The 13,881-nt window shown below is 68.7% G+C and carries 11 protein-coding genes; all 11 read right to left on the bottom strand.

What is annotated here, in order from left to right; all coding sequences use genetic code 11:
* Positions 1-199 precede the first annotated feature (199 nt).
* Positions 200-1,246 (bottom strand): NUDIX domain-containing protein, encoded by a 1,047-nt coding sequence (locus ACFTS5_RS02660; RefSeq protein ID WP_378628302.1) that lies wholly within the window; start codon positions 1,244-1,246, stop codon positions 200-202.
* On the bottom strand, positions 1,246-2,370 hold the full coding sequence (locus ACFTS5_RS02655) for a glycosyltransferase family 4 protein (RefSeq protein ID WP_378626870.1): 1,125 nt from the start codon (positions 2,368-2,370) through the stop codon (positions 1,246-1,248). The genes ACFTS5_RS02660 and ACFTS5_RS02655 overlap by 1 nt, the downstream gene beginning before the upstream one ends.
* Positions 2,367-3,290 (bottom strand): phosphatidylinositol mannoside acyltransferase, encoded by a 924-nt coding sequence (locus tag ACFTS5_RS02650; protein ID WP_378626869.1) that lies wholly within the window; start codon positions 3,288-3,290, stop codon positions 2,367-2,369. Before ACFTS5_RS02650 ends, ACFTS5_RS02655 begins: the two co-directional genes overlap by 4 nt.
* Positions 3,287-3,958 (bottom strand): phosphatidylinositol phosphate synthase, encoded by a 672-nt coding sequence (pgsA, locus tag ACFTS5_RS02645; protein WP_378628300.1) that lies wholly within the window; start codon positions 3,956-3,958, stop codon positions 3,287-3,289. Before pgsA ends, ACFTS5_RS02650 begins: the two co-directional genes overlap by 4 nt.
* A gap of 5 nt (positions 3,959-3,963) precedes the next feature.
* Positions 3,964-4,518: an HIT family protein gene (locus tag ACFTS5_RS02640; RefSeq protein WP_378626868.1), complete on the bottom strand. Its 555-nt coding sequence runs from the start codon at positions 4,516-4,518 to the stop codon at positions 3,964-3,966.
* Positions 4,515-6,578, bottom strand: coding sequence for a threonine--tRNA ligase (gene thrS / locus ACFTS5_RS02635; protein WP_378626867.1), 2,064 nt, complete (start codon positions 6,576-6,578; stop codon positions 4,515-4,517). The genes ACFTS5_RS02640 and thrS overlap by 4 nt, the downstream gene beginning before the upstream one ends.
* A 237-nt stretch (positions 6,579-6,815) precedes the next feature.
* Entirely contained in the window at positions 6,816-7,472 is a 657-nt protein-coding gene (locus ACFTS5_RS02630) for a (2Fe-2S)-binding protein (RefSeq protein ID WP_378626865.1), read from the bottom strand.
* Positions 7,469-7,960, bottom strand: coding sequence for a TIGR02611 family protein (locus ACFTS5_RS02625; RefSeq protein ID WP_378626864.1), 492 nt, complete (start codon positions 7,958-7,960; stop codon positions 7,469-7,471). Before ACFTS5_RS02625 ends, ACFTS5_RS02630 begins: the two co-directional genes overlap by 4 nt.
* Before the next feature lie 44 nt (positions 7,961-8,004).
* Positions 8,005-10,230 carry a SulP family inorganic anion transporter gene (locus ACFTS5_RS02620; protein ID WP_378626862.1) on the bottom strand — a complete coding sequence of 742 codons (2,226 nt, stop codon included), beginning with the start codon at positions 10,228-10,230 and terminating at the stop codon, positions 8,005-8,007.
* A gap of 220 nt (positions 10,231-10,450) precedes the next feature.
* The gene (locus tag ACFTS5_RS02615) at positions 10,451-12,685 is read right to left on the bottom strand and encodes a SulP family inorganic anion transporter (protein ID WP_378626861.1); all 2,235 of its coding nucleotides are present in this window, start codon (positions 12,683-12,685) and stop codon (positions 10,451-10,453) included.
* Between the two features lie 207 nt (positions 12,686-12,892).
* Positions 12,893-13,657, bottom strand: a complete 765-nt coding sequence (locus ACFTS5_RS02610; protein ID WP_378626859.1) for a tyrosine-protein phosphatase — start codon at positions 13,655-13,657, stop codon at positions 12,893-12,895.
* Between the last annotated feature and the right edge of the window lie 224 nt (positions 13,658-13,881).

Raw genomic sequence — 13,881 nt, 5'->3', positions numbered from 1 at the left:
GGATCACCTCCCGATCGTCGCCGCGCACAGCGTCGTCCAAGGATGCCGCGCCTAGCACCTGAACATATCGAGCGAGCCCGTTTCGGGTGTCGTCCTCGGCCGCGCGTCGACGAATCGGCCGAGCCCTGTGGGCCGGGTGTCGGCCTTCACTGCGCCGACCGTTCGGCAGGGCCATGCCAGGGTCGTCCCGCGCCGGGCCTCAGCGGATCGAGCGGACCACGTGCTGGGTGTCGTCTTCGGCTGCGGAAACGGCCTCGGTGAGGAGTTCGTCGAGGTGGTACGGGTAGACGACCTCGCCCGCGTCGTCGAGTGCGCGGATGTCGTCGGCGGAGCACCAGCGGTGGTCGGTGATGGTGCGGCGTTCCAGGGCCGTCAGGTCGGCCGGGCGCCACTCGAAGCCCGGCGAGCGCAGGGTGAAGAACAGTTCCTCGGAGCGGATCAGCTCGCCGTTGAACGGGAACACCGCGACCCGGCGCCACAGCGGGCCGCGCAGCGCGGCGGGATCCACACGCTGCCCGGTTTCCTCGTAGATCTCGCGAACCGCGGCATCGCGCAGGTTCTCCCCCGGTTCGACGCCGCCGCCGACGGTGAACCAGAAGGCCACTTCAGGGATCATCGGGTCGTGGCCGCGCAGCAGCAGCACGCGGTTGTGCTCGTCGAGCAGCATCACCCGGGCGGAGGTGCGGGTGGTGTGCACGGTGAGGCCGGTGGCGGCAGCGGGTGTCGCGCGTTCGGTGATCTCGAAATAGTGCGGCAGCGGCGCCGTGCCACCGAGGTGCAAGATGCGGACCGGCCTGCGGGTGCGCAGGGCCAGGGTGTCGCGCACCGCGTCGTTGTGGAAGCGGCGTGCGATCAGCACGCGAGCCTCGGCGTCGGCGAGTTCGGCCACCAGCTGCGGTCGCAGGTGGTCGATGTCGACGAGGGACAGCGCGGCGGAGAGCTGGTTCTCGATCGTCTCCCGGTCACCGCGATCGGCGCGTTCGGCCCGATCGGCGAGTGTGGCGAGCTGGGTGGCCCGTTCGGCCCGGCGCGGGTCGGTACTCACCGGACCGGCCTCCGACATCGCCACCGCACGAGCCACCACCGCCCGGCGGGCGAGCGCGGCATCGAGTGCCTGCCAGGACTGATCGGAGCGCACGTGCAGCCGGTCGAGCCGGTTCGCCGTGGAGTAGGCCCACACGCCGAGGGCGAGGACGAGCAGGGCGATCAGCCCGAGAACGAGGACGGTGGTCGCGGAGAAGGTGATCATCCGGCGGCCCGGACGCGGTTGTCGCCGACGGTGACGGTCTCGTATACCCGCAGGATCTGTTCGGCCACGACCGGCCAGTCGTAGCCCGCGACCACCTGGGTCGCGGTGCTGACCAGACGCATCCGCGTCTCGTCGTCGGTGAGGAGCGTGTCGATGGCGGTGGCCAGCGCGTCGGAGTCACCGATCGGGGTGAGCATGCCCGCGGACCCGTCACGCAACACGCGACGGAAGGCGTCGAGTTCGCTCGCGACCACCGGGGTGCCCGCCGCCATCGCCTCGATCAGGATGATCCCGAAGCTCTCGCCACCGAGGTTCGGCGCGACGTACACGTCGGCGCTGCGCAGCGCGGCGGCTTTCTCCTCGTCGGAGACCTGCCCGAGGAAGCGCAGATGCCCCGCGTGCTCGCCGGCTTCACGGCGCAACCGATCCTCGTCACCGCGCCCGACGATGAGGATCTCCACGTCGGGATGATGGTCGATGAGCGCGGGCAGCGCGCCGAGCAGCACGTCCATGCCCTTGCGCGGTTCGTCGTAGCGACCGAGGAACAGCACGGTACGGCCCGCGCGCGGGTACCCGTCGAGTGGCTCACCGCGCGCGAACGCGGACACATCGACACCGTTGGGGATCTCGACCGCGTCGGATCCGAGCGCCTCGACCTGCCAGCGCCTGGCCAGCTCGGACACGGCGATCCGCCCACTGATCTTCTCGTGATACGGGCGAAGCACACCCTGAAAAGTACTGAGTACCAACGACTTCGTGGTCGAGGTGTGGAAGGTCGCCACGATCGGGCCCTCGGCGATCTTGAGCGCCAGCATCGACAGGCTCGGGGCGTTGGGCTCGTGGATGTGCAGCACGTCGAAATCGTTGCTGTCGATCCAGCGCCGGATCCTGGTGTAGGCCATGGGTCCGAAGGACAAGCGCGCCACCGACCCGTTGTAGGGAATCGCGACCGCGCGACCCGCCGAGACAACGAAATCGGGCAGCGGGGTGTCGTCGGAGGCGGGGGCGAGCACGCTCACCTTGTGCCCGCGTTCGATGAACACCCGCGCCAGCTCGACCACATGGGCCTGCACGCCGCCGGGGACGTCGAACGAATACGGGCAGATCATGCCGATCTTCACGGCTGCCCTCCCGCCTGCTGCGCGTAGATCCGCGACAGTCGTTCGGGCGACAGATCGCCTTCCCAGAGTGGTTGCAGCATGTGCCAATCGGCCGGGTGCTCGGCGATGTTGGCGGCGAACCGGTCGGCGAGTGCCTGTGTCGCGGCCGCCACCCCACCGGAAACATCCAGGGCCGGTTCGGCTTTCAGCCCCCAGCCTTCGGTGCCGTCGTCGTCGACGGTGAACCAGCCGTGGACGGGAACCAGCGCGGCGCCGGTCTCGATGGCCAGTTTGGCGGCACCGCCGGGCATCCAGGTGCGCTCACCGAAGAAGTCGACGGGCACGCCCTTGCCGGTGAGGTCGCGTTCGCCCATCAGGCACACGATCCGGTTCTGGCGCAGGCGTTCGGCGAGCGCTGCGAACGGCGGCTGCTCGCCACCGGTCAGCGGGAACACCTCGAAACCGAGGCTCTCGCGGTAGGCCACGAACCGCTCGAACAGCGATTCGGGCTTCAGCCGTTCGGCCACGGTGGTGAAGTTGTCGTAGTGCTGCACCAACCAGACACCGGCCATGTCCCAGTTCCCCGAGTGCGGCAGCACCAGAATGAGGCCGCGGCCCTGCTCCAGCGCGGCGTCGACGTTCTCCAGACCACCGACGTAGTAGTCGATCTTCGTGTGGTCCATCGACGGCAGCCGGAAAGCCTCCCGCCAGTAGCGGGCGTAGGAGCGCATGCTGGCCCGCATCAGGTCGCCGGGGACCTGGTCGGCGGGCACACCGAGAACGCGAGCGAGGTTGCGGCGCAGCTGTTCCGGCCCACCGCTGCGCACCGAACGATCGGCGCCGAGGTCGAAGACCTTGCGCGCCAACCCTTCCGGTGCCGAACGCACGAGGCCCCAGCCTGCGGCGTAGCCCCAGTCGCTGAACCGATCCGTGAGGCTCACGAGGCGGATCCCGCGTCCGGCTGCGGCGTCGGCGGAATGACCACGCGGGCGCCCGGCGAATTGCGCACCGCGAGCACCCGCTGGAACACCGTCACGATGCTCAGCACCGCCAGCACCCACATCGCCACGTACACGGCCCAGGTGAGCCAGTCGAGCCCCCAGTGCCCGCCGATGCCGGTGAGCCCTGCGCCGACCAGGACGATGACCAGACGGTCCGGGCGCTCGATGAGCCCACCGTCGGCGGACAGGCCACTGGCCTCGGCCCGCGCCTTGGCGTAGGAGATCACCTGCGAGGTGACCAGCACGATCAAGGTCAGCGCGAACAGGTGCCGGCTGTGCTCGTGATAGACGGCCCACCAGGCGAGCCCGCCGAAGATCGCGCCGTCGGCCACCCGGTCACAGGTGGCATCGAGGACGGCGCCGTACTTCGTGCCGCCGCCGCGGGCGCGCGCCATCGCACCGTCGAGCATGTCGAACATGACGAACAGCCAGATGACCATCGTTCCCCAGAACAGGTGTCCGGAGGGGAACAGCGTCACCGCGGCGGCGATCGTCGCGGTGGTGCCGATCAGGGTCATCGCGTCCGGGGTGAGCCCCGTCCCGACGAGCGCTTTGCCCAGCGGCGCAGTCGCTTTCGCAAACGTCTGGCGGCCGAAGAAGCTGAGCACGGTCTTTATTCCTCCCACGCCTCCGCCAGCAGCTGCCGCGTGTCGCGCAACAACTGAGGCATCACCTTCACCCCGCCGACCACGGTGATGAAGTTCGCATCCCCGCCCCAGCGCGGCACGATGTGCTGGTGCAGGTGGTCGGCGAGCGAACCACCGGCCACACCACCGAGATTGAGACCCACGTTGAATCCGGCAGGCCGCGAGACCTGCTTCATCACGCGGATGGCCCGCTGCGTGAAGGCCATCAGTTCCGCGCTCTCGGCGGTCGTGAGGTCCTCCAGGTCGGCTACCCGGCGGTAAGGCACCACCATCATGTGCCCTGGGTTGTACGGGTACAAGTTGAGCACGGCGTAGACATTCTCGCCGCGGGCGATGATCAGGCCGTCCTCGTCCGACATCTTGGGGATATCGGTGAACGGATGCCCGGTCGCGTCCTTGGGCTTGACCTCGCCGGTGATGTAGGACATCCGGTACGGGGTCCACAACCGTTGCAGGCGGTCGGGCTGGCCGGCCCCGGCGTCGACGATCGAGCCGGCCTCGGGGGCGAGGTTCTCGCTCATGCCTGAACCGCCGCGGAGACGACCTCGAACCCCTCGGCGGTGGGTGAGTCGTTCACGCGGTGGGCGACCCAGGTGGTGATGGTGGCGATCGCGTCGGCGACCGGCACGCCGTTGACCTGGGTGCCGTCGCGGAACCGGAAGCTCACCGCGCCCGCTTCCACGTCGCGCGCGCCCGCCAGCAGCATGAACGGCACCTTCTGCGCGGTCTGGTTGAAGATCTTCTTCTGCATCCGGTCGTCGCTGCGGTCCACCTGGGCCCGCACGCCGGCGTCGCGCAGCCGTTCGATCACCGAATCCAGGTGCGGGGCGAAGTTCTCCGCCACCGGGATGCCGACGACCTGCACCGGCGAGAGCCAGGCTGGGAAGGCACCGGCGTAGTGCTCGGTGAGGACGCCGAAGAAGCGTTCGATCGAGCCGAACAGGGCGCGGTGGATCATCACCGGACGCTGCTTGGTGCCGTCGGAGGCGGTGTACTCGAGGTCGAATCGATCGGGCAGGTTGAAGTCGAGCTGCACGGTCGACATCTGCCAGGTGCGGCCCAGCGCGTCCTTGACCTGCACGGAGATCTTCGGGCCGTAGAACGCGGCGCCGCCGGGGTCGGGCACCAGGTCGAGCCCGGAAGCCTCGGCGACCTTCTCGAGGGTTTCGGTGGCCTCGGCCCAGAGCTCGTCCGAGCCCACGTACTTCTTCGGGTCCTTGGTGGACAGCTCGAGGTAGAAGTCGTCGAGACCGTAGTCCTTCAGCAGGCCGAGGACGAACTGCAGGGTGCTGGTGAGCTCGGCGTGCATCTGCTCTTTGGTGCAGTAGATGTGCGCGTCGTCCTGGGTCATGCCACGCACACGGGTCAGGCCGTGGATCACGCCGGACTTCTCGTAGCGGTACACCGAACCGAACTCGAACATCCGCAGCGGCAGCTCACGGTAGGAACGACCGCGCGCGCCGAAGATCAGGTTGTGCATCGGGCAGTTCATCGGCTTGACGTAGTAGTCCTGGCCGGGCTTGCGGACGGTGCCGTCCTCGTTGAGCTCGGCATCGAGGTGCATGGCCGGGAACATGCCGTCCTTGTACCAGTCGAGATGGCCCGAGATCTCGTACAGATGCCCCTTGGTGAGATGGGGGGTGTTGACGAACTCGTAGCCCGCGTCGACGTGGCGCTGACGCGAGTACTCCTCCATCTCCTTGCGGATGATGCCGCCCTTGGGGTGGAACACCGGCAGACCCGAACCGAGCGCGTCGGGGAAGGAGAACAGGTCCAGCTCGAGGCCCAGCTTGCGGTGATCACGGCGCTCGGCCTCGGCCAGCAGCTCCAGGTAGGCGTCCATCGCCTCGGTGGATTCCCACGCGGTGCCGTACACGCGCTGCAGGTCCTCGCGGTCCTGGTCGCCACGCCAGTAGGCGGCCGAGGAGCGGGTGAGCTTGAACGCGGGGATGAACTTGGTGGTGGGGATGTGCGGGCCGCGGCACAGATCGCCCCACAGCTTCTCGCCGGTGCGCGGGTCGAGGTTGTCGTAGATGGTCAGCTCGTTGCCGCCGACCTCCATGATCTCGGGATCGTCGATGCCGGACTTGTCACTGATCAGCTCGAGCTTGAACGGCTCGTTCGCCAATTCGACGCGGGCGTCGTCGATCTCCACGACGCGCCGCGAAAAGCGTTGCGCGCCTTTGATGATCTTCTTCATCCGCGATTCCAGCTTGGCCAGATCCTCGGGGGTGAAGGGCTTGTCGACCTGGAAGTCGTAGTAGAAGCCGTCCTTGATCGGCGGGCCGATCCCGAGTTTCGCGTCGGGGAACTCCTGCTGCACCGCCTGGGCCAGCACGTGTGCGGCCGAGTGCCGGATCACGCTGCGCCCGTCCTCGCTGTTCGCGGGGACCGGCTCGACGTCGGCGTCCTCCTCCGGAATCCAGGACAGATCCTTGAGCGCGCCGTCGACATCGCGCACGACCACGACGGTGTCGGGGCCCTTGGTGGGCAAACCCGCGTCCCGTACCGCCGCGCCCGCCGTAGTCCCGGCCGGCACTCGAACGAGGGCGACTGGACTGATGGGTGCAGAGGTGGTCACGGGGATGCTCTCCTTGACTTCGGTGCCGGGTCGATCCGGCAGTTCTCGCAGGGTCCTTCCTGCGCCCGCCCATGCTATCGGGAGCGTGCGTGGGGCAGCCCGCCTCCCCGGGAATCTCGGCCGGGCTCAGGTGCGTGTTGATCTTGGCAGGCGGCCGATGGTCAGGGCCGGGGCGGGTCGCCCCGAACCCCACGAGTTACCCCTGTGCTGACCAGATCAGTGGTAACCGCCGAGCGCTCAGAGACGTCCCAGCAGCTGCGCGCGGTCGGCGGGCGAGCGTTTCGGGCAGCTCGTGCACATCTCGCGGCCGGGCGCCTCGTAGACCAGGCAGCACGAGGCGCGGCGGACGAAGGTGCGGCCCGCGACGGTGACGAACCGCGGTGCGGGCAGGCGCGCGCCCACGTCTGCGGCCAGCCTGGTCGCCGCGTCCGGGGAGCCCGCGTCCAGCGCCCGGTTGCCGATGGCATCGGCGACAACCGCCCACAGCGCCGGAATCCCGGCCCCCGACACCGCCGCGACCTGGGAGATCACGGCGGTCAGGGTGTCACGCAAGGCAGCGGCGACCTCGTCAGCCGCTGCCGCACCGGTCTCGCCACCGACATCCGAGCGCACGGAACGGCCGGTGGCATCGACCGGCACCCGGTGGAACCGCGCGTGTTCGACACCACCGTCGGGCCGGACCACGCAGTCGAATTCGCCGAGGGCGGCGACCGGGGCGGGTGTGCCCGCCGCGTAGGCGACAGCGATCTGCTCGACCAGTGTCGAGGCGACCATGCACCACCACAGGGTGCCCGCGACCCGGGGAACATCGGTGCCCCAGGCACGGCTCAACGCGTCGATCCGCGCCGCGATCCAGGCGGGGTCGGTGAGGACGTGGCCGGGAACCGTGCTCACGACATCAGGGGACTGTGTAACCATGGCCAATCGACTCCGATCCACCCTGCGACCATCGAAAACGTACCGAGCAGCCACAACGTCACGAGGACGAGGGCGAAGGTGCCCACCGCGCCGAGCACCTTGATGAACCAACCGCGCGAGGTGTACCAGTCCATGACGATCCGGTACTTGCCGCGCACCCAGGTCAAGGTGTGGTGGGCCCAGACGAACTCGGTGGCCAGGATGCCGAATCCCGCGAACACCAGCGCCCAGCCGGGTCCGGGGTACGGGATCGTGACGATCCCGACGAGCAGGACCAGCCCACCGACTACGCCGACGACGATGCGGTAGCCGAGGTTGAGGGTAGGGCGCTGGGCGATGTGAGCCCGGAAGGCGCGCCCGCGTTCCTTCAACCCGTCCCACCGCCCCGGCTCGGCCGTGGACTCCTCATCCGCGGAGTCGGGGCCGTCGGTGACACGCTCGGCGGCGGTCGGATCGCTGGTCATGATTTCCAGACTACGAGTCCGACCGCCCACCGGTCGCGGTGTCGTCAACCGGTGACGGCGAGTACGGCGTGATCGTCGATCGCGCTGACCCCGTCGAGCGTCACCTCGAGCACCCGCGAGGTCGCGATGTCGAAGAACAGCCCCGACACCGCCAGTCCGCGCTCGGTCACCGCCCGGCGCACCGCGGGATTACGTCCCAGGGTCTCGAGCTGCACGGCGACATTGACCATGCTCAGCTGGTCCACCTCGTCGTACCCGGCCGCCTTGGCCGCGGCGGCCACGGGATGGCCCGCGAGGAACCGCTCCACCGTCGGCTCGGCGTGGCGCAACCAGGAGCTCAGGCCGCCCTCGGTGGCGGCGGCGGAGTGCACCGCCTTCATCGCACCGCACGAGGAGTGCCCACACACCACCACCGAGCGCACCGCGAGGCTGTCCAGCGCGAAACTCAGTGCCGCTTCGACGGAATCGTCACCGCTGACCGGGACCAGATTGCCCACATTGCGCACGGTGAACAGGTCGCCGGGACCGCTGTTGGTGATCACGTTGGGCACGATCCGCGAATCCGAGCAGGTCAGGAAGAACGAGTCCGGGTCCTGACTGTCGTGCAGCCCGTCCAGATGCGGTCGCACGACGTGCGCGTGGCCGCGGTGATAGGCCGCGACACCCGCGGTCACCGCGTCGCCGCCGGACTTCTGGTGCCGCCACGGGCGCAGCATGTCGTCGATAGCGGCGCGACCGAATCCGCGGATCGGCGGCGCGGCCGGGGTATCGGCCATCCGCGCACTGCCGATCTCGACGAAATCGACACGGCCACCGCCGCTTTCCTGCTGACGCTGCCACTCCTCGATCGCCTCGAACGCGGCGTGATCGAGGAAGTCGACGGTCATCTCGACGGTCACGTCGGCGCCCGCGGGCACCTTCGCCAGCTCCCCCGACAGTTTCGGCAAGGCGAGGAAGGTGCACGAGCCGTCGATGTGGACCTGCCAGCGGCCGTCGGGCAGCGCGGTCGCCGCCACCTGCACGCGCACGACCCGCCACAGCAGCAGCCCGAACGCCAGGGCGAGGCCGATGACCACGCCTTCGAGCAGGTTGGTGAACACCACGCCGAGCACGGTCACCACATAGACCAGCAGGTCACCGGTGCGCCGGGCCAACCGGATGTGGGCCAGTTTCACCAGCTGCATGCCGATGACGATGAGCAGACCCGCCAGCGCGGCCTTGGGGATCTGCTCCACCAGGCCGACCAGCGCCACCGAGAACAGCAGAATCCAGAGTCCGTGCAGCACGGTCGAGGCCCTCGTGCGCGCACCGGCCTGCACATTGGTGGCGCTGCGCACGATCACACCGGTGATCGGCAGGCCACCGACCAGGCCCGAGACGACGTTCGCCGTGCCCTGGCCGATGAGTTCCCGATCGAAACCGGTGCGCGGACCGGTGTGCATCTTGTCGACCGCGACGGCCGAGAGCAGGCTCTCCACGCTGGCGATCAACGCGATGGTCAGCACCATCATGGCGACGGCGGACCAGTTGCCCGAGGGCAGTTCCGGCAGGCCGAGCGCGTCGAAGACCGACCCGCTCAGGGCGATGCGCTCGACCTCGGGCAGGCCGAGCGAGAGCACCGTGCCCACCAGCACCGCGACCAGCGGGCCCGGCACGGCGCGCAGCTTCGGTGGGACGTACTTCCAGCCGAGCATCACCGCGATCACCACGGCGCCGACGAGCGCGTCACTACCGTGCAGCGAGAGCAGCTGTCCGGGGAGTTCGATCAGATTGCGCAGCGCGGTGCTGTGCGAGGAACCGCCGAGCAGCACATGGATCTGCTGCAGGGCGATGGTGATGCCGATGCCGGCCAGCATGGCGTGGACCACCACGGGGGCGACGGCGAGCGCGGCCCGCGCGATCCGGCTGAGCCCGAACAGGATCTGCAGCACGCCCGCGGCGACGACGATGAAACAGGTGACGCGCCAGCCGAATTGCGCGATGGACTCGGCGACGACCACGGTCAGACCCGCGGCGGGACCGCTGACCTGCAGGACCGAGCCGCCGAGCAGGCCCGCGACCACGCCACCGATCACGGCGGCGACGAGACCGGCGGCGATCGGCGCGCCGGAGGCGACCGCGATGCCGAGCGAAAGTGGCAGTGCCACCAGGAAAACTACGATGGAGGCGGGTAGATCGTGACGCAGCAGCGTCTGTTGCCACGCGGGACGGGACGACTCGTTCGACGAGCCCTTCGCGGCAGGCGGGGCGAGGTCGTTCTCGACAGACATAACTCTCCTTCGCCGGCTCCCGGCGCTGGGCCGAGGCCGATCATCACGAGGACGGTGAAGCAAAGGGGCTGGAGCATTGACAGATGCCGGTGCGACGGCGAACCGGGTACGAATGGATCCAACCTATTAGTAAAGAATTGGCAAAGCCAGTGTGCCGCACAAATAGTGGGTCTCGCCATAACGGCAGGCAGGGTGTGGTGTGACCCACAACTATCCCCCTTTACACCGGTTCGGCGGCAGCGCGACGGGCCTCGTCGAAGTCGGCGATCCCGTCGGCGGTGATCTCGATGACCCGCGCGGTCGCCAGGTCGAAGAACAGCCCCGACACCGCGACCCCGCGCTCCTGGATGCCACTGCGCACCGCCGGATAGTCGATCAGGGTCTGCACCTGCCGGGCCACGTTCACCATGCCGAGCTGGTCGACCGAACCGAAGCCCGCCAGCCTGGCGGCCTCGGCAACGGGGTGACCGGCATGGAACGCCGCCAGCGTGGGCTGGGCATGGGCCAGCCAGTCGTCGAGTCCCGGCCCGGCTTGCACCTGGCGGTACAGCGCTTCCATCGCCCCGCAGCCACTGTGGCCGCACACCACCACCGAGCGCACGTCGAGCTTGTCGAGCGCGTAGATCAGTGCCGCTTCCACCGAGACGTCGGAGCCGCCGACCGGCACCAGATTGCCGACATTGCGCACCGTGAACAGGTCGCCGGGACCACTGCTGGTGATCACGTTGGGCACGATGCGGGCGTCGGCGCAGGTCAGGAAGAAGGTGTCGGCATCGGGCCGGTGCCGAAGCCCGTCCAGGTGCGGGCGCATCAGGTGCGCGTGCTGGCGATGGTAGGCCGCGATGCCCGCGGCGATCGGGTCGACGCCGCCGCTGCGCCGCCACGGCCGGATCGCCTCGTCGACCGCCTTCCGCGCGTGGCCGTGCTCGGGGGGCCCGTCGTGGGTGCGGGCCATCCTCGCGGCCCCGAGCTCGACGAAGTCGACTGTGCCGCCGCCGGATTCACGGGCGTCGGCCCACTCCGAAAGCAACTCGCACGCCGCGTGGTCGAGGAAGTCCACGCTCAGTTCGACGGTCACGTCCACACCCGCCGGCACCTTCGCCAGTTCGGACGTGAGCCGGGGCGCGGCCAGGAACGTGCAGGTGCCCGCGATGCGTACCAGCCAGGTCCCGTCGGCGCGCGGCGCCGCGACGATGGTGAACTTCACGACCCGCCACAGCAGCAGCGCGAACGAGGCGAGGAGTCCGATCACCATGCCCTGCAACAGGTTCAGCGCCACCACGGCGATGACGGTGACCAGGTAGACGTAGATGTCGCCGGTGCGGCGGGCACGCTTGATGTGCGCCAGCTTCACCAGCTGCACCCCGATCAGCACCAGCAGCCCGGCCAGCGCCGCTGTCGGAATCTGGCGGACCAGGCCGACCAGCACGATCGCGAACACCAGGATCCAGCCACCGTGCAGCACGGTGGCCGCCCTGCTGCGGGCGCCCGCGTTGGCGTTGGTGATGCTGCGCACGATGACCGCGGCGATCGGCAGGCCGCCCAGCACGCCGGAGACCATGTTCGCCGCACCCTGACCGAGCAGTTCCCGGTCGAAGTCGGTGCGCTGATCGGGGCGCAATTTGTCGACCGCGACAGCCGAGAGCAGCGTCTCCACACTGGCGATGAGGGCGATGGTGAGCATGGTGAGCGCGATCGGCAGCCACCCGCCGTGCGGCAGCGCGGGCAACCCGATGCCGTCGAGCAGCGAGCCGTCGAGGCGCACCCGTTCCACCGTCACCGGCAGCACCAGCGAGACCACCGTCGCCACCACCACCGCGACGAGCGGGCCGGGCACCACCCGTACCCGGCGCGGCAGATACTGCCATCCGATCAGCACGGCGATCACGAGCAGCCCGACGAACAGGTCACCCTTCTGCACCGACATCACCTGATGCGGGAGCGCGACGATGCTCGCCCACGGCGAGCTGACCGTCGCGCCGCCGAGCAGGACGTGGACCTGCTGCAGCGCGATCACCACTCCGATGCCGGCGAGCATCGCGTGCACCACGACCGGCGCGATTCCCAGCGCGGCGCGCGCGATCCGACTGAGCCCGAACAGAATCTGTAGTACACCAGCGCCGACAGTGATGAAACACATAGCGGCCCAGCCGAATTGCTGGACCGCTCCCGCCACGACGACGGCGAGACTCGCGGTCGGCCCGCTGACCTGAACCTTCGAGCCGCCGAGCAACCCGGCGACCACCCCGCCGACAGCGGCGGCGATGAGCCCGGCGACGACCGGTGCGCCGGAGGCCAGTGCGACGCCGAGCGACAGCGGCAGGGCCACCAGGAAGACCACCAGTGACGCCGGAAGGTCTTGCTGGAGAACCGATTTCAGTGACGCGCACGACATCGGACGCGCCGTCGCGGTGGTAGTGGTCGTAGTGGTGCCCGGATCATTGTCGGTCATCATTCTCCTTCGCCGGGGCGGGTGAGCTCCCGGTTCATCGGTCGAACATGCACTGGCAATTGATGCTGAGCTGCGAGCGAACGGCGGATCTGCAGCACTGCTCGAAGAGATCGGACCCCAGACACAGAGTCGGGTTAATAGTAAAGAAGTTCCCAAGCATTAGAAAACGTTCTGGGAAGAATGGGACGGAATCGCCGTCGTTCTGTGACCTCAGTCACAGAGCAGGTTCTCGGCCAGCTGCCGTTGCGTCGCCTGGTCGAGACCGGCACGGGTCGCCCACGCGGTGGGGCCACCGTGCTCGGTGTCCAGGTGGGTCAGGAACTGGCGCATGGTGATCGCGTCGGCGGCGAACACCCAGGCGGGGAGCCGATCGGCCGCGTCATCCGGTCGGGCAGGCCGGCCGTCGCGAGCCCGCAGCGCGGCGATGTTCGGGGTGGTCGCGGCGTAGTCGGCGATGATGTCGTCGGCGCGTACCCCGGCTACCGCGAGCAGCAGGGCGATCACCACCCCGGTCCGGTCCTTGCCCGCGGCGCAGTGGATCAGCGCGGGCAGCTGCCCCGGAACCGAGAGCAGACGCAGCACGGCGGCGATGTTCTCGCTGCTGTGCTCGAGGTATTCGCAGTACCGGTCGAACATGCTCCCGTCGGGCGAGACCTCGGTGAGGTCGAGCCGCACCCGGTCCGCGCCGTAGACGTGCAGGTTCCGGTAGTCGGCGACGGCGTCGACCACCGCACCCGTTCCGTCCGTGACGATCTCGTCCGGCGCGCGCAGGTCGACGACCGTGCGAAGTCCGCAGTCGGTGAGCAGAAACGACACGTCCCCGGCATCCAGCCGGGTGAGCAGATCCGACCGAAACACCCGCAGGCGACGCACCTGCCGCCCGTCCACTGTGCGCAATCCACCCAGATCGCGCGCGTTCACCGCACCGCGCAGCGGCAATTCCCGGCCCATCGCAGAACTCACACCGTTGGTCATCACAATCCCCGTTCTCACTTTTCGCAGCACCTGCCGCCAAACATTGATCAACGGTATTCGGTGCCGAGCACCCGCAATTCCGAAATCCGCTCTCCCCGAACGCGCTTCCGGCTATTTGCGCAGGTCAGAACACTCCATACGTCGATTCGATCGCGAAATGCGATGGACGGATCGAAATATTCGATACGAGTCGGCGGCAGCTGTTCTCATCGATACCGTCGGCA

The sequence above is a fragment of the Nocardia sp. NPDC056952 genome, assembly GCF_042674185.1.
Lineage (GTDB): Bacteria > Actinomycetota > Actinomycetes > Mycobacteriales > Mycobacteriaceae > Nocardia.
This window is presented reverse-complemented; position numbering and strand designations above follow the sequence as displayed.